The following is a 19,025-nucleotide window of genomic DNA, read 5'->3' as shown; positions in this document are numbered from 1 at the left end:
CTGTGGGAGCGAGCTTGCTCGCGATAGCGGTAGTTCAGTGACAACTAAGTTGTATTGGCTGCCGTCATCGCGAGCAAGCTCGCTCCCACAATTTGATCGGGTACAGCCGGAGAGACAGGCCGGCTGTAAGGCCGCCTCGCGAGCAAGCTTTGCTCCCACAGATATGATGGGTGTACGACCGGGAGAGCCAGGTCGGCTACCAGGCCGCCTCGCGAGCAAGCTTTGCTCCCACAGATATGATGGGTGTACGACCGGGAGAGCCAGGTCGGCTACCAGGCCGCCTCGCGAGCAAGCTTTGCTCCCACAGATATGATGGGTGTACGACCAGGGGAGCCAGGTCGGCTACCAGGCCGCCTCGCGAGCAAGCTTTGCTCCCACAGATAGGATGGGTGTACGACCGGGAGAGCCAGGTCGGCTACCAGGCCGCCTCGGCGTGGACGTTGATCTCGGCGCCCCGTTAACCACGCTGGCTGAACGAAGGTATTGCGCAGTGGGCAACCCGGCATGGATGCCGGGTTAGCCGCGCTGGGCCATGGATGGCCCTTCGCGGCGGCCCACGGAGCAATGCCTTCGTTCAGGCATGCCGAGCCCAGGCGAGGCACCGAGTGGTGGGGCAAAAGCGTTTTGCTTACTTTTGCGCTCTTCAAAAGTGAGCCGCCGTCAGGGCGGAACCCTAAGCAGCCGTTACCGAAAAAACGGATAAGCCCCCAATCCCAAAAACCACTCACATATGGGTAGCACAGACCACCCATGTTAACCTTGCGCCCATCGCGGAAAAGCCGGGCCAATGCCCCTCCTTTTGCCCCACACCTTTCAACGAGCTTGCCTGACACCCATGAATACAGCCGTGAACGACCTCTCCAGCCACACGCCGATGATGCAGCAATACTGGCGCCTGAAGAACCAGCACCCCGACCAGCTGATGTTCTACCGCATGGGCGACTTCTACGAAATCTTCTACGAGGACGCAAAGAAGGCCGCCAAGCTATTGGACATCACCCTGACCGCGCGTGGGCAATCGGCGGGCATGGCCATTCCGATGTGTGGGATTCCTTACCACGCAGCAGAAGGTTACCTGGCGAAGCTGGTCAAGCTCGGCGAATCCGTGGTGATCTGCGAACAAGTCGGCGACCCGGCCACCAGCAAGGGCCCGGTGGAACGCCAAGTCGTGCGGATCATCACCCCGGGTACGGTCAGTGACGAAGCCTTGCTGGATGAACGCCGGGACAACCTGATCGCCGCAGTACTGGGCGATGAACGCCTGTTCGGCCTGGCGGTGCTGGATATCACCAGCGGTAACTTCTCGGTGCTGGAAATCAAGGGCTGGGAAAACCTGCTGGCGGAGTTGGAGCGGGTCAACCCGGTGGAACTGTTGATCCCAGATGACTGGCCCAAAGACCTGCCGGCAGAAAAACGCCGTGGCGTGCGGCGTCGGGCACCGTGGGATTTTGAGCGTGATTCGGCGCTGAAAAGCCTCTGCCAGCAGTTTTCCACCCAGGACCTCAAGGGCTTCGGTTGCGAGAACCTGACCCTGGCCATCGGCGCTGCCGGTTGCCTGCTGGCCTACGCCAAGGAAACCCAGCGCACCGCCCTGCCCCACTTGCGCAGCCTGCGGCACGAACGCCTGGATGACACCGTGGTGCTGGACGGCGCGAGCCGCCGCAACCTGGAGCTGGACACCAACCTGGCCGGCGGGCGCGACAACACCCTGCAATCGGTGGTCGATCGCTGCCAGACCGCCATGGGCAGCCGGTTGCTGACCCGCTGGTTGAATCGTCCGCTGCGGGACCTGACCGTGCTGCTGGCGCGTCAAACCTCCATTACCTGCCTGCTGGATCGTTATCGCTTCGAACAATTGCAACCGCAGCTCAAGGAAATCGGTGACATCGAGCGGATCCTCGCCCGCATCGGTTTGCGCAACGCCCGTCCCCGCGACCTGGCGCGCCTGCGCGATGCCCTTGGCGCATTGCCCCAACTGCAAGTGGCGATGACCGACCTCGAAGCGCCGCACCTGCAGCAACTGGCGCGCACCACCAGCACCTACCCGGAGCTGGCCGCGCTGCTGGAAAAAGCCATTATCGACAACCCACCGGCGGTGATCCGTGACGGTGGCGTGCTGAAAACCGGCTACGACGCCGAACTCGACGAGCTGCAAGCGCTGAGCGAGAACGCCGGCCAGTTCCTGATCGACCTCGAAGCCCGGGAAAAAGCCCGTACGGGCCTGGCCAACCTCAAGGTCGGCTACAACCGCATCCACGGTTATTTCATCGAATTGCCAAGCAAGCAGGCCGAACAGGCCCCAGCCGATTATGTTCGCCGCCAGACCCTCAAGGGCGCCGAGCGCTTCATCACCCCGGAACTCAAGGCGTTCGAAGACAAGGCGCTGTCGGCCAAGAGCCGCGCCCTGGCCCGGGAAAAGATGCTCTATGAAGCGTTGCTCGAGGATCTGATCAGCCAATTGCCGCCGTTACAGGACACTGCCGGTGCCCTGGCGGAACTGGACGTGCTGAGCAACCTGGCCGAACGCGCGCTGAACCTGGACCTCAACTGCCCGCGCTTCGTCAGCGAGCCGTGCATGCGCATCAGCCAGGGCCGTCACCCGGTGGTCGAGCAAGTACTGACCACGCCGTTCGTGGCCAACGACCTGAGCCTGGACGACAACACCCGCATGCTGGTGATCACCGGCCCGAACATGGGCGGTAAATCCACCTACATGCGCCAAACCGCGTTGATCGTGCTGCTGGCCCACATTGGCAGCTTCGTCCCGGCGGCCAGTTGCGAATTGTCCCTGGTGGACCGGATCTTCACCCGCATCGGTTCCAGCGACGACCTGGCCGGTGGACGTTCGACGTTCATGGTGGAAATGAGCGAAACCGCGAACATCCTGCACAACGCCACCGAGCGCAGCCTGGTGCTGATGGACGAAGTCGGACGCGGCACCAGCACCTTCGACGGCTTGTCCTTGGCCTGGGCAGCGGCCGAACGCCTGGCGCACCTGCGGGCCTACACGCTGTTCGCCACCCATTACTTCGAACTCACCGTATTGCCGGAAAGCCAGCCTTTGGTGGCGAACGTTCACCTCAATGCCACCGAGCACAACGAGCGCATCGTCTTCCTGCACCACGTGCTGCCCGGCCCGGCCAGCCAGAGCTACGGCTTGGCGGTGGCGCAACTGGCTGGCGTGCCAAGTGAAGTCATTACCCGTGCCCGCGAGCACCTGAGCCGCCTGGAAACCACCAGCCTGCCCCACGAAGCGCCGCGCCCAACCAAAGGCAAACCGGCCGCACCGCAGCAAAGCGACCTGTTCGCCAGCCTGCCGCATCCGGTACTCGATGAACTGGCCAAGCTCGATCTGGACGACCTGACACCTCGTCGGGCACTGGATTTACTCTATACATTGAAGACACGGATCTAACACACAGGCTTTCAAGCTGTTAGAATCGCGCGCGGTTTGGGATGCTGCGGACTATTAGCCTGGTTCGCAGACTATCGCTCCCAAACCTGGCGACCCTACCGTGAAGGGGCTTCGCTGCCGCCGCCTGAGGAGAGAATTAGAAATGACCTTCGTCGTCACCGACAACTGCATCAAGTGCAAGTACACCGATTGCGTAGAAGTCTGTCCGGTGGACTGCTTCTACGAAGGCCCGAACTTCCTGGTCATTCACCCGGATGAGTGCATCGACTGCGCCCTGTGTGAGCCGGAATGCCCGGCGAATGCCATTTTCTCGGAAGACGAAGTGCCGGCTGGCATGGAGAATTTCATCGAGCTGAACGCTGAACTGGCGGACATCTGGCCGAACATTACCGAGAAGAAAGATGCGCTGCCGGACGCCGAAGAGTGGGATGGCAAGGAAGGCAAGATCGCAGACCTCGAACGCTGATCATCCCTGTGTTCGTCGAAAAGGCCCCTTGCGGGCCTTTTTGCTTTTTCGGATCAAGAAATCGCAGGCAAAAAAAAGGGGCGGTTTGACCCGCCCACATTTTTTCCCTAATCCCTTTAATCCTTTTCATCATCCTGATGAATCGCGTCCTGCGATGTCCTTCCTTCCCATCATCCTTGACGGGTGTGTCTGTCCGTCGACACAGGACTGATATTAGTATTTTCCCAGGCGAGTGCAACGCGGCTGATACAGGTGGCTTGCTCTGTAATGCTACGTTCATCAACAAATTTTCCTTATAAATCATATGAATACAAAAAGATCACGGTGTTTATAGCGGTCTGTCGCGCCGATGAGGAACTGATCGCTTACGTAATACTAGGCAAAGGCTTACAAGCTGAACCTACAAATGGATCTCGGCTGGAAAAGCGATTCTTCAGATACGCAGAAGATTCGAACCAGTCGTGATGCTCTATAGTTTTACGAGCGGGGATTACAGGGGTGGTGTGTATATCCGTTTCTGCGGTAGCGGCCACTAATGGTTCCGCTCTTACAGCGGGTCACTTTTGGAAGAGCGCCAAAAGTAACCAAAAGCGCTTTGCCCCACCACTCGGTGCCTCGCTCAGGCTCGGCATGCCCTCACTCCGGCATTGCTCCGTGGGCCGCCGCGAAGGGCCATCCATGGCCCAGCGCGGCTATCCCGGCATCCATGCCGGGATGCCCACTCCACAATGCCTGCGTTCGGCCAGCGTGGTTTAACGGGGCGCCGAGATCAAAAGCCAGGGCGAGGCGGCCTGATAGCCGACCTGGTTCTGGGTGGGACCGCGTTTCCCCTGTGGGAGCGAGCTTGCTCGCGATGAGGCCAGCAAACCCAACATCCATGTGACTGAACCACCGTCATCGCGAGCAAGCTCGCTCCCACAATCAATCTTCAGCGGACACAAAACTCATATCCAACACAGACCTCCTGTGGGAGCGCGGTGCCACTAGGAACCAGGTCGGCGATAAGGCCGCCTCGCCCTGGCTTTTGATCTGGGCGCCCCGTTAAACCACGCTGGCCGAACGCAGGTATTGCGCAGTGGGCACCTCGGCATGGATGCCGAGGTAGCCGCGCTGGGCCATGGATGGCCCTTCGCGGCGGCCCACGGAGCAATGCCGGAGTGAGGGCACACCGAGCCTAGGCGAGGTGCCGAGTGGTGGGGCAAAGCGTTTTTGGTTACTTTTGGCGCTCTTCCAAAAGTGACCCGCTGTAAGAGCGGAACCATTAGTGGCCGCTACCGCAGAAACGGATATACACCCAAACCCAAACCCAAACCAAAAAAAACGGCACTTCCCATTCCTGAAAGAAGCACCGTTTTTTCCAAGTAAACAGCATCACAACCAGTCAGGGCGTTTCTGCTGCACTTGCCTTGGTATTATTGAAACAACGACTCGCTCGACAAGCCGTTCTTCTCCAGGATCTCTCGCAGACGCTTGAGACCTTCAACCTGGATCTGCCTCACCCGCTCACGGGTCAAACCAATCTCCAGGCCCACATCTTCAAGCGTGCTGCTTTCATGACCGCGCAAGCCGAAGCGGCGAATCACCACTTCCCGTTGCTTGTCCGTAAGTTCCGAAAGCCACTGGTCAATGCTCTGGGACAAGTCATCGTCCTGGAGCAACTCGCACGGATCGGTCGGACGATCGTCAGTCAGGGTATCCAGCAGGGTCTTATCCGAGTCCGGCCCCAGCGAGACGTCTACCGAAGAGACACGCTCGTTGAGCCCAAGCATGCGCTTGACCTCTCCTACCGGTTTTTCCAGCAGGTTGGCGATTTCTTCGGGTGAAGGTTCATGGTCGAGTTTCTGGGTCAACTCGCGGGCGGCCCGCAGGTAGACGTTCAGTTCCTTGACCACATGAATCGGTAACCGGATGGTCCGGGTCTGGTTCATGATCGCCCGTTCGATGGTCTGGCGGATCCACCAGGTCGCGTAGGTCGAGAAACGGAAGCCGCGCTCGGGATCGAATTTCTCGACGGCGCGAATCAACCCCAGGTTGCCCTCTTCGATCAAATCCAGCAGCGAAAGCCCGCGATTGACATAGCGTCGGGCGATTTTCACCACCAGGCGCAGGTTGCTTTCAATCATGCGTTTTCGACCGGCCGGGTCGCCACTTTGCGACAGCCGCGCAAAATGAACTTCTTCCTCGGGGGAGAGCAGTGGCGAAAAACCGATTTCGTTGAGGTACAGCTGAGTGGCGTCCAGCGCCCGGGTGTAATCGATATACTTATGTTGTTTAAGTGAAGCGGAGTGTTTGGATTTGGCACGAACGGAAGGTGGAGTCGCCCCTTCATCATTCGACATCGAATCCATAGCGATGCCGGTCTCCATAAGGAGAACCTCATCGTCGATGTCAAACTCCGGCACTTCTTTACTGAGAGCCATTGTTATAGTCCTTTGGTGAGTTCGACCTCAAGCTCAAGCGACGCCTTTATCCTTGGCAACGCTGGAGCCTGTTCCCTCTACGTGACGGAACAGGCTGACAATCAAATCAACGCCGTGGCAGGAATTGCAGCGGATCGACTGGTTTACCTTGTCGGCGAATCTCAAAATGCAGTTTCACCCGGTCTGTTCCCGTTGATCCCATTTCGGCAATTGTCTGTCCGACTTTGACCTGCTGCCCCTCCCGAACCAACAGCCTGCGGTTGTGACCGTAGGCACTGACGTAGGTATCGCTGTGTTTGATGATCACGAGTTCGCCGTAGCCCCTTAAACCACTCCCGGCGTACACAACCGTGCCATCAGACGCGGCTAAAACAGGCTGTCCCAAATCCCCGGCGATATCAATTCCTTTATTCAAACTACCGTTTGAAGAGAATTTTCCAATGAGAACGCCATTAGAAGGCCATCCCCAGCCTGTCGGGGCGGGGCCTGCCGGAGGCATCGGAGCGGGGGGCGATTTGCTCGCGACGGACGGTACTGTCGCCGTTTCAGCCCCCGTCGGCCGGCGAATGACCGTGGTTTTACTCGACGAAGAAGGCGTCGAATCCGACTGCGTAACCACCGCGGTAGGCGTTGAACCGTTACGGCCATCGAAGCGAATCGTCTGACCGGGGTGAATCGTATAAGGCGCAGGAATGTTGTTGCGCGCCGCGAGGGCTTTGTAGTCCCAGCCGTAGCGGAAAGCGATGGAAAACAGCGTGTCGCCGCGACGGACTACATATTGGCCGGTCGTTACTGTAGGACGTTGAGGTGTTGCACTGTTGCGATCGACAACCCGGACATTACTCGACGGCGTACTGGAACATCCGACCAGCAAAGTGCTCAAGACAAGGCCAGTCACCAGGCGCTGAAAGCTCGTGATACCCATACGCTGCGCAATGACTGTGAGACTCACCCGCCGCTCCCTTTGTGGTGGCAGAAAAATTGGAAACTGCCTGTCCAGGCAGAACTCATATAAATATAGCTGGCAACGACTGCGCTTCTATTAATGAAGCGCAATGTGGCGTCGCACACGTTTGCTCGACGCCGTTGGACTCTGTTCAGCAAATCGGTGCCGCTGTAAGACACAGGCCCGGCCACGGAATTCAGCGTCTGTATATAAATGCTCAGGCCAACGGCCCATTGAGTAACGGCACGAACCGCACCGCCCCCAGGACGTGTCGCGAAAAACCATGTTCTTCACGCACAATCAGCATCAGTTGCTGGACTTCACCGGCGCCCACCGGAATGACCAGTCGCCCGCCGGGAGCAAGCTGATCCAGCAGGGCCTGGGGTACATCGGTGGCCACCGCGGTCACGATGATGCCGTTGTACGGCGCCAGGGCCGGCCACCCCTCCCAGCCATCTCCCCAGCGAAACACCACGTTGCGCAGGTTCAACTCAACCAGGCGTTCCTTGGCGCGATCCTGCAGTACCTTGATCCGCTCTACGGAAAACACCCGCTCGACCAGTTGCGACAACACCGCCGTCTGGTAACCCGAGCCGGTACCGATCTCCATCACCTTGTCCAGCGGCCCCGCCTCCAGCAGCAGCTCGCTCATGCGGGCCACCATGTATGGCTGGGAAATGGTCTGGTTGTGGCCGATCGGCAACGCCGTGTCTTCATAGGCGCGATGGGCCAGGGCTTCATCGACGAACAGATGGCGCGGCGTGCGGCGAATGACTTCCAACACCTGGGCGTTGGAGAGGCCTTCTTCGTAGAGACGCTGGATCAGTCGTTCACGGGTGCGCTGGGAGGTCATGCCGATTCCGCGGCGCAGCATATCGTCTTGCTCACGAGCCATCAGCGCAGCCCCTCCAGCCAGCCATCGAGATTTCGAAAGGCGTCGTTGAAGGTACGGTCCAACTGCAACGGCGTGATCGAGACATAACCTTGCATCACCGCATGGAAATCAGTGCCCGGCCCGCCGTCTTCGGCATCACCGGCGGCGGCGATCCAGTAACCGGCCTTGCCGCGCGGGTCGACGACATGCATCGGTTTGGCGGCGCGGGCACGGTGGCCCAGGCGAGTGAGCTGGATGCCACGGATGTGATCGAGCGGCAGGTTGGGGATATTCACGTTCAGCACCGTGCGTGGCGGCAGCTCCAGTTCGCCGTGGGCTTCGACCAGTTTACGGGCGAAGTAGGCGGCGGTCGGCAAGTTATCGACCTGGCGCGAAACAAACGAAAAGGCAAACGATGGCTTGTCCAGGAAACGACCTTCCAGGGCGGCGGCAACCGTACCGGAATAAAGCACGTCGTCCCCCAGGTTGGCGCCCAGGTTGATACCCGACACCACCATGTCCGGCTCACGCTCCAGCAAGCCGTTGAGGCCCAAGTGCACGCAATCGGTCGGGGTGCCGTTGAGGCTGATGAAACCGTTATCCAGATAGCAGGGGTGCAACGGACGGTCGAGCGTCAGCGAGCTGCTGGCGCCGCTTTTGTCCTGGTCCGGGGCGATGACCACGCACTCGGCAAAATCCGCCAGCGCAGCATAAAGCGCGGCAAGACCGGGTGCAGTCACCCCGTCGTCGTTAGAAATCAGAATACGCATGAGCTGTCCGTCTGCCCCACCGGCACCAGATCGACGAGTTCGCGCACCAAGACAGTGGCGAAACATCCGGCCGGCAAGACGAATTCCAGTTGCAGAATGTCAGACTCGGGATAATGCCACGACAGCCCGCCAATGGGCAGTCGCAGGATGCGACGTTCGTGACTCATTCCCGCGTTTATCAACCAGTCCCGCAAATCGGCCTCGCCCGCGGCGATGGCTTGTTCCAACTCGAACGTCGCGCCAGCGGCAGGCGAAGGTCCCTCGCCCCACTGCGGCCCGGTCGGGTGCAAGTCAAGAATGGCCAGGCGCGGGTCGCTGCACTCAGCCTCGCCGGCCGGGAAAAAACTGCGGCTGTCGGTGAAGGCAAGCAAATCGCCCACCTGGGCTTTTTGCCAGGTACCGTCGGCGACCCGCGCCGCCAGCACCCGGTTGAACAGAAAGCTGCGGGCGGTGGACAACAACCGCGAGCGTACATTGCGCTGTTCCGGCAACGCCTTGCGCACCGCCCAGGCCCGGGCATCGACAACATTGCCGCCGTCATGGCCGAAGCGCTGGGCGCCAAAATAGTTGGGGATGCCCTGGCGGACAATCTGTTGCAGACGCGCATCGATCGCCGCCGTGTCGCCCTTGAATTGGGTCAGGCGCAAGGTAAAGCCATTGGCCGAGTGCGCGCCGCGTTGCAGCTTGCGCCGGTGGCGTGCGGTCTTGAGGATTTTCAGCGTGTCGTTCTCTGCCGCCGACAGGTCCGGATCGGCCTTGCCCGGCAACTGGACACTGAACCACTGGCGGGTCAGGGCCTGACGGTCCTTGAGCCCCGCGTAGCTGACCGTGCGCAACGGCACGCCGGCAGCCTTGGCGATTCGCCGGGCGGCCTCTTCGGTGTTCAAGCCACGTTTTTCAACCCAGATCCACAGGTGCTCGCCATCACCGGTCAACGGGATGTCGAGCACTTCATCGACCTGGAAATCTTCAGCGGTGGCCTTGAGTACCGCACTGCCCAGCGGTTCGCCATAGGCACGTGGCCCTAACAGTTCCAGTTCAGTCATGGGCGCAGCAACAAGGCGACGGAGTGGACGGCAATGCCTTCTTCGCGACCGACGAAGCCCAGCTTCTCGGTGGTGGTGGCTTTCACGTTCACTTGGTCCAACTCAACTTGAAGATCCTCGGCAATCAATTGGCGCATCGCTTCGATGTGCGGCGCCATCTTGGGGGCTTGGGCAACGATGGTGTTATCGACGTTGCCGACCTTCCAGCCCTTGGCATGGATCAGCGAGACAACATGGCGCAGCAGCACGCGGCTGTCGGCGCCCTTGAATTGCGGGTCGGTGTCGGGGAAGTGCTTGCCGATGTCACCCAGGGCAGCCGCGCCGAGCAATGCATCGCTCAAGGCATGCAGCAGGACATCACCGTCAGAATGCGCGAGCAGCCCGAAGCCGTGTGCAATCCGCACGCCGCCCAGAGTAATGAAATCGCCTTCAGCGAAACGGTGAACATCGTAGCCGTGGCCAATACGCATAAAAAAACGCCCCGATTTTTGTCAGGGCGTGATTCTACCTGCATTAGGCGTTTAGAGCGCGCGCATGATGCTGCAAGTGGTCATCAATGAAGCTGGCGATGAAGAAATAGCTGTGGTCATAGCCCGGTTGCAGGCGCAATTCCAACGGATGGTCGGCAGCCTTGGCCGCCTGTTGCAGGGCTTCGGGCTTGAGCTGGTTGGCCAGGAAATCATCACGATCGCCCTGGTCCACCAACAAGGGCAGCTTCTCCTGCGCCTCGGCAATCAACGCACAGGCATCCCATTCACGCCATTTCGAGCGGTCTTCCCCCAGGTAACGAGAGAAAGCCTTCTGGCCCCATGGGCAATCCATCGGATTGTTGATCGGCGAAAAGGCCGACACCGAACGGTAACGCCCCGGGTTGCGCAAGGCGCAGACCAGCGCGCCATGGCCGCCCATGGAATGACCACTGATGCCGCGTTTGTCCGAGGCAGGGAAATGCGCTTCGACGAGTGTCGGCAATTCCTGCACCACGTAGTCATGCATCCGATAGTGCCGTGCCCACGGATCCTGCGTGGCGTTCAGATAAAAACCCGCCCCCAGGCCGAAGTCCCAGGCACCGTCCGGATCGCCCGGCACGTCGGCGCCACGGGGGCTGGTGTCCGGCGCAACGATGATCAGGCCCAACTCGGCGGCCATACGCAGGGCACCAGCCTTTTGCATGAAGTTCTCGTCGGTGCAGGTCAGCCCGGACAACCAATACAGCACAGGCAACTTGCCGCCCTGCTCCGCTTGCGGCGGCAGGTACACGGCAAACACCATGTCACAACCGAGCACGTCGGAACGGTGCCGGTAACGTTTGTGCCAGCCGCCGAAGCTTTTCTGGCAGGAGATGTTTTCCAGACTCATGACCGACCTCAGAAATGGATAACGGTGCGGATACTCTTGCCTTCATGCATCAGGTCGAACGCCTTGTTGATATCTTCCAGGCCCATGGTGTGGGTAATGAAAGTATCCAGCGGGATCTCGCCCGTCTCGGCCATTGCCACATAGCTTGGCAACTCGCTGCGACCGCGCACGCCACCAAAGGCCGAACCGCGCCAGACGCGCCCGGTCACCAACTGGAAGGGACGGGTGGCGATTTCCTGGCCGGCACCGGCCACGCCGATGATCACCGACTCGCCCCAGCCTTTGTGGCAGCACTCCAGCGCTGCACGCATCAACTGGACATTGCCGATGCACTCGAAGGAAAAGTCCACGCCGCCGTCGGTCATATCGACGATGACTTCCTGGATCGGACGATCGAAGTCTTTCGGGTTGACGCAATCGGTGGCACCCAGTTGCTTGGCGATTTCGAACTTGGCCGGGTTGATGTCAATGGCAATGATGCGCGCGGCCTTGGCCTTCACGGCACCAATCACCGCCGACAGGCCGATGCCGCCCAGGCCGAAGATCGCCACGGTGTCACCTGGCTTGACCTTGGCGGTATTGAGGACCGCGCCGATGCCGGTGGTGACGCCGCAACCCAGCAGGCAGACTTTTTCCAGCGGGGCTTCTTTGGGGATCTTCGCGACGGAGATTTCCGGCAGCACGGTGTACTCAGAGAACGTCGAGGTGCCCATGTAGTGGAAAATCGTCTCACCCTTGTAGGAAAAGCGCGAAGTGCCGTCCGGCATCAGGCCTTTGCCCTGGGTGGCGCGAATCGCCTGGCAGAGGTTGGTCTTGCCCGACTTACAGAATTTGCACTGGCCGCACTCTGGTGTGTATAGCGGGATCACATGGTCCCCCACCGCGACCGAGGTCACGCCTTCGCCAATGGCTTCGACAATAGCGCCGCCCTCGTGACCGAGGATCGACGGGAAGATCCCTTCCGGGTCGGCGCCCGACAAGGTGTAGGCATCGGTGTGGCAGACACCGGAAGCCACCACGCGCAACAGCACTTCGCCCGCCTTGGGCATGGCGACGTCGACTTCAACGATTTCCAGGGGTTTCTTGGCCTCGAAGGCAACGGCAGCGCGCGACTTGATCATCCGGTCTCTCCAGCAAATAAAAACAAGACCGGGAGTGTAATCCTCCGCCTGACGATGAATAATCCAGCCAAAAGCAAAACATTATTGCCGTACAGGGATAATCCTTCATGTCCGATAACCGCTGGGAAGGGATCGACGAGTTCGTCGCCGTGGCCGAATGCAGTCAATTCACTGCCGCCGCCGAGCGTCTTGGGGTTTCTTCCTCCCACATCAGCCGGCAAATCGTACGGCTGGAAGAGCGTTTGCAGACACGCTTGCTCTACCGCAGTACCCGTCGAGTCACCCTGACCGAGGCCGGCCAGACGTTTTTGCAGCATTGCCAACGCCTGCAGGACGGGCGCGAGGAAGCACTGCGAGCGGTGGGCGATCTCACCAGCGAACCCAAGGGCATGCTGCGCATGACCTGTGCCGTGGCCTATGGCGAACGGTTTATCGTGCCCCTGGTCACGCGGTTCATGGGGCTGTACCCGCAGTTGCGGATAGACATCGAGCTGAGCAACCGCCCTCTGGACCTGGTGCACGAAGGCCTCGACCTGGCGATTCGCCTGGGTCGCTTGCAGGACTCTCGCCTGGTCGCCACGCGCCTGGCACCGCGACGCATGTACCTGTGCGCTTCACCCTCTTACCTGGAACGCTACGGACGACCCCATAGCTTGTCGGAACTGAGCCGCCACAATTGCCTGATCGGCAGCTCCGACATCTGGCAGCTGGAGCAGAACGGGCGGGAATTTTCCCAGCGGGTGCAGGGAAACTGGCGCTGCAACAGTGGGCAAGCAGTGCTCGACGCGGCGTTGCAAGGGGTGGGGTTGTGCCAACTGCCGGATTATTACGTGCTGGAGCATTTGCACAGCGGTGCATTGATCTCGCTGCTGGAAGCTCATCAGCCGCCGAATACAGCGGTATGGGCGTTGTACCCGCAGCAGCGACACCTGTCGCCGAAGGTGCGCAAGTTGGTGGATTATTTGAAGGAAGGGTTGGCTGGACGGCCGGAGTATCGGGGATGACAGTGGTTTTTTGTCGTCTGGGGTGACGCCATCGCGAGCAAGCTCGCTCCCACAGGGTTGGTCAAGTGTTCGCACCAATCCACTGTGGGAGCGAGCTTGCTCGCGATGGCGCCGGCCCGGACGATGCCGATCTAACGAGGAAACAGATCCGACTTAATGCCGATTCGCCCAACGCTGGCGCAACCACTCCAGGTCTTCCGGCCGGGTGACCTTGATGTTATCGGCTCGCCCTTCGATCAGCCGAGGCGCCTGCCCCGCCCATTCCATGGCGGACGCTTCATCGGTAATCAGCGCATCCGCCACCAGGCTGTCAGCCAGAGCCCGATGCAAGGCGCCGAGGCGGAACATCTGTGGCGTGTAGGCTTGCCAGATCACGCTGCGATCAACGGTCTCCAGCACGCGGCCGTGTTTGTCGACGCGCTTGAGGGTGTCGCGCGCCGGGACAGCCAGCAGGCCGCCGACCGGATCGGTCGCCAACTCGCTGAGCAGTGTGTCCAGGTCGTCCCGAGCCAGGTTGGGCCGGGCGGCGTCGTGCACCAGCACCCAGTCGTGATCGTCGGCGCCCTGCTCGTGCAGGTGCAGCAAGGCATTGAGCACTGAATCCGAACGTTGCTCGCCACCGTCGACGCGCTGGATGCGTGTGTCGCTGGCGCAGGCCAGGGTCGGCCAGTAGGGATCATCGTGTGCAAGGCTGACCACCACGCCCTTGACGGTGGGATGGTCGAGGAAACAGCCGAGGCTGTGTTCAAGAATTGTGCGTCCGCCCAGTTGCAGGTATTGCTTGGGACGGTCCGCGGCCATACGAGCGCCAACGCCCGCGGCAGGAATCACGGCCCAGAAGGCCGGCAAACGAATACTCATTGGGCCAACTGGTAGAGGGTTTCGCCCTCCTTGACCATGCCCAGTTCATGTCGAGCCCGCTCTTCCACGGTCTCCATGCCTTTTTTCAGCTCTGTCACTTCGGCGTCCATCACCCGATTACGCTCCAGCAGCGCCTCGTTTTCGGCGTGTTGGTCGGCAATTTGCTGAGTCAGGTCGGCCACTTGCGCAAAGCTGCCATTACCCACCCACAGGCGGTACTGCAGGCCGGCCAGCAACAGGAGCAAGACAAGAAACAACCAATTGGGACTGCGCATCGAATATCAGTATCCAGTGAAAAAAGACCGCCATGCCAAACTTTGAAGCGTCTGATAGCACGAAGCCTGGAAAACCCAGGCTTGTGCTTGATAAGGCATCAGATTAGAGGCAAAACCGTCGCCATGGCGACTTTTGCGACCTGATCCGCTGTCTTTTTACCATTTACCGCTTAACCGCGAAACTCGGCACGACCGTTGTACTTGGCCTTGCCATTCAATTGCTCTTCGATACGCAGCAATTGGTTGTACTTGGAAACGCGGTCGGAACGGCACAGCGAACCGGTCTTGATCTGGCCTGCCGCAGTGCCCACGGCCAGGTCGGCAATGGTCGAGTCTTCGGTTTCACCGGAACGGTGGGAGATCACGGCGGTGTAGCCGGCAGCCTTGGCCATCTGGATGGCTTCCAGGGTTTCGGTCAGGGTGCCGATCTGGTTGAACTTGATCAGGATCGAGTTGGCGATCTTCTTGTCGATGCCTTCTTTCAGGATCTTGGTGTTGGTCACGAACAGGTCGTCACCCACCAGCTGGGTTTTCTCGCCGATCTTGTCGGTGAGGATTTTCCAGCCAGCCCAGTCGGACTCGTCCAGGCCGTCTTCGATGGAGATGATCGGATAGCGTTCGGTCAGGCCCTTGAGGTAGTCGGCGAAACCTTCGGCGGTGAACACCTGGCCTTCGCCGGACAGGTTGTACTTGCCGTCTTCGTAGAATTCACTGGCGGCGCAGTCCAAGGCCAGGGTCACGTCGGTGCCCAGCTTGTAGCCAGCGTTGGCCACGGCTTCGGAGATCACTTTCAGCGCGTCTTCGTTGGACGCCAGGTTCGGTGCGAAACCGCCTTCGTCGCCAACCGCGGTGCTCAGGCCACGGGCTTTGAGCACAGCCTTGAGGTGATGGAAAATCTCGGTGCCCATGCGCAGGCCTTCGGAGAAGGTCTTGGCGCCAACCGGTTGCACCATGAATTCCTGGATGTCGACGTTGTTATCGGCATGCTCGCCGCCGTTGATGATGTTCATCATCGGCACCGGCATCGAGTAGACACCCGGGGTACCGTTGAGGTTGGCGATGTGGGCGTACAGCGGCAGGTCCTGGTCCTGGGCAGCGGCCTTGGCAGCGGCCAGGGACACGGCGAGGATCGCGTTGGCGCCCAGGGTGGCTTTGTTTTCGGTACCGTCGAGCTTGATCATCGCGTGATCGAGGGCTTTCTGGTCGGCAGGATCCTTGCCCAGCAACAGGTCACGGATCGGACCGTTGATGTTGGCGACGGCTTTGAGCACGCCCTTGCCCAGGTAACGGCTCTTGTCGCCATCACGCAGCTCCAGCGCTTCGCGCGAGCCAGTGGAAGCACCGGACGGCGCGCAGGCGCTGCCGATGATACCGTTGTCGAGAAGCACGTCCGCTTCAACAGTGGGGTTGCCACGGGAGTCGAGAACTTCACGACCTTTGATGTCGACGATTTTTGCCATTGTTGTAAACACTCCAAAGTTGACTAGAACGTTGCAGAAAACTTGCTCACCCTCAGCGGCGATTCAGCCAAAACAGACCGAATGGGAGCGCTTCGCACTCCAGCGGGAGCAAGCTCCCTCGCCACAAGAGCACGAACTACCGGCGATGGGGACCTCACGGACGCCATCGCTGGCAAGCCATGCTCCCACAAGAGCAGTGCGGCCAGCAGGCCAGAGCGATAATCGAGCGGTACTTTACCGGAGAAAACCGCGTTACGCGGTTTCTATCGTCGGAAAACTCTTGACCAGCTCGTCCAACGCCTTGAGCTGAGACAGGAAGGGTTCCAGCTTGTTCAAACGCAAGGCACAAGGACCATCGCACTTGGCGTTGTCCGGATCGGGGTGGGCCTCGAGGAACAGACCGGCCAGAGACTGGCTCATGCCCGCCTTGGCCAGATCAGTGACCTGGGCGCGACGACCGCCAGCGGAGTCGGAACGACCGCCAGGCATCTGCAAGGCATGCGTCACGTCGAAGAGCACCGGGTACTCAAACTGCTTCATGATGCCGAAGCCGAGCATGTCCACCACCAGGTTGTTGTAGCCGAAGCTCGAACCACGCTCACAGAGGATCAACTGGTCATTGCCGGCCTCTTCGCACTTGCTCAGGATGTGTTTCATTTCCTGGGGCGCGAGGAACTGGGCCTTCTTGATATTGATCACCGCGCCGGTCTTGGCCATCGCGACCACCAGGTCGGTCTGGCGCGACAGGAAGGCCGGCAACTGGATGACGTCGCAGACCTCGGCGGCGACCGCGGCCTGGACCGGCTCGTGGACGTCGGTGATGATCGGCACGCCAAAGGCTTGCTTGATGTCCTGGAAGATCCGCATGCCTTCTTCCAGGCCTGGGCCACGGTAGGACGTCACGGACGAACGGTTGGCCTTGTCGAAGCTGGCCTTGAACACGTAAGGGATACCCAGTTTCTGGGTGACCTTCACGTACTCTTCGCAGATCTGCATCGCCATGTCGCGGCTTTCCAGCACGTTCATGCCGCCAAACAGCACCATGGGCTTGTCGTTGGCAACCTCGATGTCGCCGACGCGAATGATCTTCTGGGCCATCGTCTTATGCCTTTTTCTGGTGTTGAGCCAAAGCGGCTTTCACGAAACCGCTGAACAACGGATGACCGTCCCGTGGCGTCGAGGTGAACTCGGGGTGGAACTGGCAGGCGACGAACCATGGGTGATCCGGGGCCTCGACCACTTCGACCAGCGCGCCGTCACCGGAACGACCGGAGATTTTCAGGCCGGCTTCGATCAACTGCGGCAACAGGTTGTTGTTCACTTCGTAGCGATGACGGTGACGCTCGACGATCACATCCTTGGCGTAGCAATCGTGCACCTTGGAGCCGGCTTCCAGCAGGCAATCCTGGGCACCGAGACGCATCGTGCCGCCCAGGTCCGAGCTTTCGGTACGCACTTCCACGGCACCGGTGGCGTCTTCCCACTCGGTGATCAGGCCCACGACCGGATGGCCGCTGGCGCGATCGAACTCGGTGGAGTTGGCGTCTTTCCAGCCCAGCACGTTACGGGCGAACTCGATGACCGCCACTTGCATGCCCAGGCAGATACCCAGGTAAGGCACCTTGTTTTCGCGAGCGTATTGCACGGCAGTGATCTTGCCTTCCACGCCCCGCAGGCCGAAACCGCCCGGCACGAGGATCGCATCGGCGCCTTCGAGCAGGCCGGTGCCCTGGTTCTCGATGTCTTCGGAATCGATGTAGCGCAGGTTGACCTTGGTACGGTTGCTGATGCCGGCGTGACTCATCGCCTCGATCAGCGACTTGTAGGCGTCCAGCAGCTCCATGTACTTGCCGACCATGGCGATGGTGACTTCGTGCTCCGGGTTGAGCTTGGCATCGACCACGGCTTCCCACTCGGACAGATCGGCACTGGCGCATTGCAGGCCGAAGCGCTCGACGACGAAGTCGTCCAGGCCCTGGGAGTGCAGGATGCCAGGGATCTTGTAGATGGTGTCGGCGTCTTCCAGGCCGATGACCGCGCGCTCTTCAACGTTGGTGAACTGGGCGATCTTGCGACGCGACGAGATGTCGATCGGGTGATCGGAGCGGCAGATCAGCACGTCTGGCTGCAGGCCGATGGAACGCAGTTCCTTGACCGAGTGCTGGGTCGGCTTGGTCTTGGTTTCGCCGGCGGTGGCGATGTACGGCACCAGTGTCAGGTGCATCAGCATCGCGCGCTTGGCGCCGATTTCGAAACGCAACTGGCGGATGGCCTCGAGGAACGGCTGGGACTCGATGTCGCCCACGGTGCCGCCGATTTCGACCATCGCCACGTCGGCATCGCCAGCACCCTTGATGATGCGGCGCTTGATTTCGTCGGTGATGTGCGGGATGACCTGGATGGTCGCGCCCAGGTAGTCACCACGACGCTCCTTGCGCAGCACGTGTTCGTAGACACGGCCGGTGGTGAAGTTGTTGTTCTGGGTCATGGTCGTGCGGATGAACCGCTCGTAGTGGCCCAGGTCCAGGTCGGTCTCGGCGCCGTCGTGGGTGACGAACACTTCACCGTGCTGGAACGGGCTCATGGTGCCCGGGTCAACGTTGATGTACGGGTCCAGCTTGAGCATGGTGACCTTAAGTCCCCGCGCCTCCAGGATGGCCGCCAATGAAGCCGAGGCAATGCCTTTCCCCAATGAAGAAACAACACCGCCCGTGACGAATATGTAGCGCGTCATGAAAAACCCTAGAAGTCTGCGTTAAAGCGGTCCGAGCCGCCGGGGAAAGCGAAGGAAGGCCGAAGCCCCCGATCACCTGCATTAATCACAGTGCACCTTTCAAAAAAACCGCCGCGTTGGGACAGACCGGAAGTGAAATCACCGGTACGTTGCTCGCTACACATTTTTTGGAATCGCCCAGCAAAGACTGCTTGGTAATCGGCAACTCCTGCAATTCAGGCGAATCCACAGAAGTTGTATCAAGAAGGGAGCGTAGTCTACCGGAAAGCCCCTT

17 protein-coding genes are annotated in these 19,025 nt (G+C 60.2%); 4 read left to right on the top strand and 13 right to left on the bottom strand.

The window, feature by feature from the left end; genetic code table 11:
* Nucleotides 1–847 precede the first annotated feature (847 nt).
* The 3 genes from mutS to AB4Z20_RS14120 all read left to right on the top strand — a co-directional run bounded on the left by mutS (nucleotide 848) and on the right by AB4Z20_RS14120 (nucleotide 4,637).
* Complete coding sequence (mutS, locus tag AB4Z20_RS14130) at nucleotides 848–3,415, top strand: DNA mismatch repair protein MutS (RefSeq protein WP_253471897.1); 2,568 nt, start codon at nucleotides 848–850, stop codon at nucleotides 3,413–3,415.
* A gap of 142 nt (nucleotides 3,416–3,557) precedes the next feature.
* Nucleotides 3,558–3,881, top strand: coding sequence for a ferredoxin FdxA (gene fdxA, locus AB4Z20_RS14125; protein ID WP_014336809.1), 324 nt, complete (start codon nucleotides 3,558–3,560; stop codon nucleotides 3,879–3,881).
* A 630-nt stretch (nucleotides 3,882–4,511) separates the two neighbouring features.
* Nucleotides 4,512–4,637: a hypothetical protein gene (locus AB4Z20_RS14120; RefSeq protein WP_301301102.1), complete on the top strand. Its 126-nt coding sequence runs from the start codon at nucleotides 4,512–4,514 to the stop codon at nucleotides 4,635–4,637.
* Nucleotides 4,638–5,293: 656 nt separating this feature from the next.
* On the opposite strand, the gene rpoS is transcribed toward AB4Z20_RS14120, so the two are convergent.
* The 8 genes from rpoS to AB4Z20_RS14080 all read right to left on the bottom strand — a co-directional run bounded on the left by rpoS (nucleotide 5,294) and on the right by AB4Z20_RS14080 (nucleotide 12,417).
* A complete protein-coding gene (gene rpoS, locus AB4Z20_RS14115) occupies nucleotides 5,294–6,301 on the bottom strand; it encodes an RNA polymerase sigma factor RpoS (RefSeq protein ID WP_003198289.1) in 1,008 nt (335 codons plus the stop codon).
* A gap of 106 nt (nucleotides 6,302–6,407) precedes the next feature.
* Complete coding sequence (locus tag AB4Z20_RS14110; protein ID WP_253471895.1) at nucleotides 6,408–7,253, bottom strand: peptidoglycan DD-metalloendopeptidase family protein; 846 nt, start codon at nucleotides 7,251–7,253, stop codon at nucleotides 6,408–6,410.
* Between the two features lie 211 nt (nucleotides 7,254–7,464).
* Nucleotides 7,465–8,100: a protein-L-isoaspartate(D-aspartate) O-methyltransferase gene (locus AB4Z20_RS14105; RefSeq protein WP_170862085.1), complete on the bottom strand. Its 636-nt coding sequence runs from the start codon at nucleotides 8,098–8,100 to the stop codon at nucleotides 7,465–7,467.
* 41 nt (nucleotides 8,101–8,141) lie between these two features.
* Nucleotides 8,142–8,891 (bottom strand): 5'/3'-nucleotidase SurE, encoded by a 750-nt coding sequence (gene surE / locus AB4Z20_RS14100; protein WP_038856712.1) that lies wholly within the window; start codon nucleotides 8,889–8,891, stop codon nucleotides 8,142–8,144.
* Nucleotides 8,879–9,937 carry a tRNA pseudouridine(13) synthase TruD gene (truD, locus tag AB4Z20_RS14095; protein WP_258690440.1) on the bottom strand — a complete coding sequence of 353 codons (1,059 nt, stop codon included), beginning with the start codon at nucleotides 9,935–9,937 and terminating at the stop codon, nucleotides 8,879–8,881. Before truD ends, surE begins: the two co-directional genes overlap by 13 nt.
* Nucleotides 9,934–10,407, bottom strand: a complete 474-nt coding sequence (gene ispF / locus AB4Z20_RS14090) for a 2-C-methyl-D-erythritol 2,4-cyclodiphosphate synthase (protein WP_003184863.1) — start codon at nucleotides 10,405–10,407, stop codon at nucleotides 9,934–9,936. The genes truD and ispF overlap by 4 nt, the downstream gene beginning before the upstream one ends.
* Nucleotides 10,408–10,450: 43 nt before the next feature.
* Nucleotides 10,451–11,296, bottom strand: a complete 846-nt coding sequence (gene fghA, locus AB4Z20_RS14085) for an S-formylglutathione hydrolase (protein WP_253471891.1) — start codon at nucleotides 11,294–11,296, stop codon at nucleotides 10,451–10,453.
* Between the two features lie 8 nt (nucleotides 11,297–11,304).
* Nucleotides 11,305–12,417 (bottom strand): S-(hydroxymethyl)glutathione dehydrogenase/class III alcohol dehydrogenase, encoded by a 1,113-nt coding sequence (locus AB4Z20_RS14080; protein ID WP_018603686.1) that lies wholly within the window; start codon nucleotides 12,415–12,417, stop codon nucleotides 11,305–11,307.
* A 107-nt stretch (nucleotides 12,418–12,524) separates the two neighbouring features.
* Between AB4Z20_RS14080 and AB4Z20_RS14075 the strand changes: the two genes are divergently transcribed.
* Complete coding sequence (locus AB4Z20_RS14075; RefSeq protein WP_214511548.1) at nucleotides 12,525–13,421, top strand: LysR substrate-binding domain-containing protein; 897 nt, start codon at nucleotides 12,525–12,527, stop codon at nucleotides 13,419–13,421.
* A 153-nt stretch (nucleotides 13,422–13,574) separates the two neighbouring features.
* Here AB4Z20_RS14075 and ispD read toward each other — a convergent pair whose 3' ends face one another.
* The 5 genes from ispD to AB4Z20_RS14050 all read right to left on the bottom strand — a co-directional run bounded on the left by ispD (nucleotide 13,575) and on the right by AB4Z20_RS14050 (nucleotide 18,751).
* The gene (ispD, locus tag AB4Z20_RS14070; protein ID WP_214511547.1) at nucleotides 13,575–14,282 is read right to left on the bottom strand and encodes a 2-C-methyl-D-erythritol 4-phosphate cytidylyltransferase; all 708 of its coding nucleotides are present in this window, start codon (nucleotides 14,280–14,282) and stop codon (nucleotides 13,575–13,577) included.
* Complete coding sequence (ftsB, locus tag AB4Z20_RS14065) at nucleotides 14,279–14,557, bottom strand: cell division protein FtsB (protein WP_018603692.1); 279 nt, start codon at nucleotides 14,555–14,557, stop codon at nucleotides 14,279–14,281. Before ftsB ends, ispD begins: the two co-directional genes overlap by 4 nt.
* Before the next feature lie 170 nt (nucleotides 14,558–14,727).
* Nucleotides 14,728–16,017 (bottom strand): phosphopyruvate hydratase, encoded by a 1,290-nt coding sequence (gene eno, locus AB4Z20_RS14060; RefSeq protein WP_028237207.1) that lies wholly within the window; start codon nucleotides 16,015–16,017, stop codon nucleotides 14,728–14,730.
* A 252-nt stretch (nucleotides 16,018–16,269) separates the two neighbouring features.
* Nucleotides 16,270–17,115 carry a 3-deoxy-8-phosphooctulonate synthase gene (kdsA, locus tag AB4Z20_RS14055; protein WP_253471889.1) on the bottom strand — a complete coding sequence of 282 codons (846 nt, stop codon included), beginning with the start codon at nucleotides 17,113–17,115 and terminating at the stop codon, nucleotides 16,270–16,272.
* 4 nt (nucleotides 17,116–17,119) lie between these two features.
* Nucleotides 17,120–18,751, bottom strand: coding sequence for a CTP synthase (locus AB4Z20_RS14050; protein WP_018603697.1), 1,632 nt, complete (start codon nucleotides 18,749–18,751; stop codon nucleotides 17,120–17,122).
* Nucleotides 18,752–19,025: the final 274 nt, after the last annotated feature.

It is taken from the genome of Pseudomonas sp. KB_12 (genome assembly GCF_052114545.1).
Taxonomy (GTDB): domain Bacteria; phylum Pseudomonadota; class Gammaproteobacteria; order Pseudomonadales; family Pseudomonadaceae; genus Aquipseudomonas; species Aquipseudomonas brassicacearum.
Note: the sequence above shows the minus strand (reverse complement) of the source record. Positions and strands in the feature narration are given on the sequence as shown.

Excerpts from the sequence above, each read along its gene's own strand:
- fdxA (WP_014336809.1), top strand. The coding sequence starts at position 3,558 with ATGACCTTCGTCGTCACCGACAACTGCATCAAGTGCAAGTACACCGAT.
- AB4Z20_RS14120 (WP_301301102.1), top strand. The coding sequence starts at position 4,512 with ATGCCCTCACTCCGGCATTGCTCCGTGGGCCGCCGCGAAGGGCCATCC.
- rpoS (WP_003198289.1), bottom strand. The coding sequence starts at position 6,301 with ATGGCTCTCAGTAAAGAAGTGCCGGAGTTTGACATCGACGATGAGGTT.
- AB4Z20_RS14105 (WP_170862085.1), bottom strand. The coding sequence starts at position 8,100 with ATGACCTCCCAGCGCACCCGTGAACGACTGATCCAGCGTCTCTACGAA.
- surE (WP_038856712.1), bottom strand. The coding sequence starts at position 8,891 with ATGCGTATTCTGATTTCTAACGACGACGGGGTGACTGCACCCGGTCTT.
- truD (WP_258690440.1), bottom strand. The coding sequence starts at position 9,937 with ATGACTGAACTGGAACTGTTAGGGCCACGTGCCTATGGCGAACCGCTG.
- ispF (WP_003184863.1), bottom strand. The coding sequence starts at position 10,407 with ATGCGTATTGGCCACGGCTACGATGTTCACCGTTTCGCTGAAGGCGAT.
- fghA (WP_253471891.1), bottom strand. The coding sequence starts at position 11,296 with ATGAGTCTGGAAAACATCTCCTGCCAGAAAAGCTTCGGCGGCTGGCAC.
- AB4Z20_RS14080 (WP_018603686.1), bottom strand. The coding sequence starts at position 12,417 with ATGATCAAGTCGCGCGCTGCCGTTGCCTTCGAGGCCAAGAAACCCCTG.
- AB4Z20_RS14075 (WP_214511548.1), top strand. The coding sequence starts at position 12,525 with ATGTCCGATAACCGCTGGGAAGGGATCGACGAGTTCGTCGCCGTGGCC.
- ispD (WP_214511547.1), bottom strand. The coding sequence starts at position 14,282 with ATGAGTATTCGTTTGCCGGCCTTCTGGGCCGTGATTCCTGCCGCGGGC.
- ftsB (WP_018603692.1), bottom strand. The coding sequence starts at position 14,557 with ATGCGCAGTCCCAATTGGTTGTTTCTTGTCTTGCTCCTGTTGCTGGCC.
- eno (WP_028237207.1), bottom strand. The coding sequence starts at position 16,017 with ATGGCAAAAATCGTCGACATCAAAGGTCGTGAAGTTCTCGACTCCCGT.
- kdsA (WP_253471889.1), bottom strand. The coding sequence starts at position 17,115 with ATGGCCCAGAAGATCATTCGCGTCGGCGACATCGAGGTTGCCAACGAC.
- AB4Z20_RS14050 (WP_018603697.1), bottom strand. The coding sequence starts at position 18,751 with ATGACGCGCTACATATTCGTCACGGGCGGTGTTGTTTCTTCATTGGGG.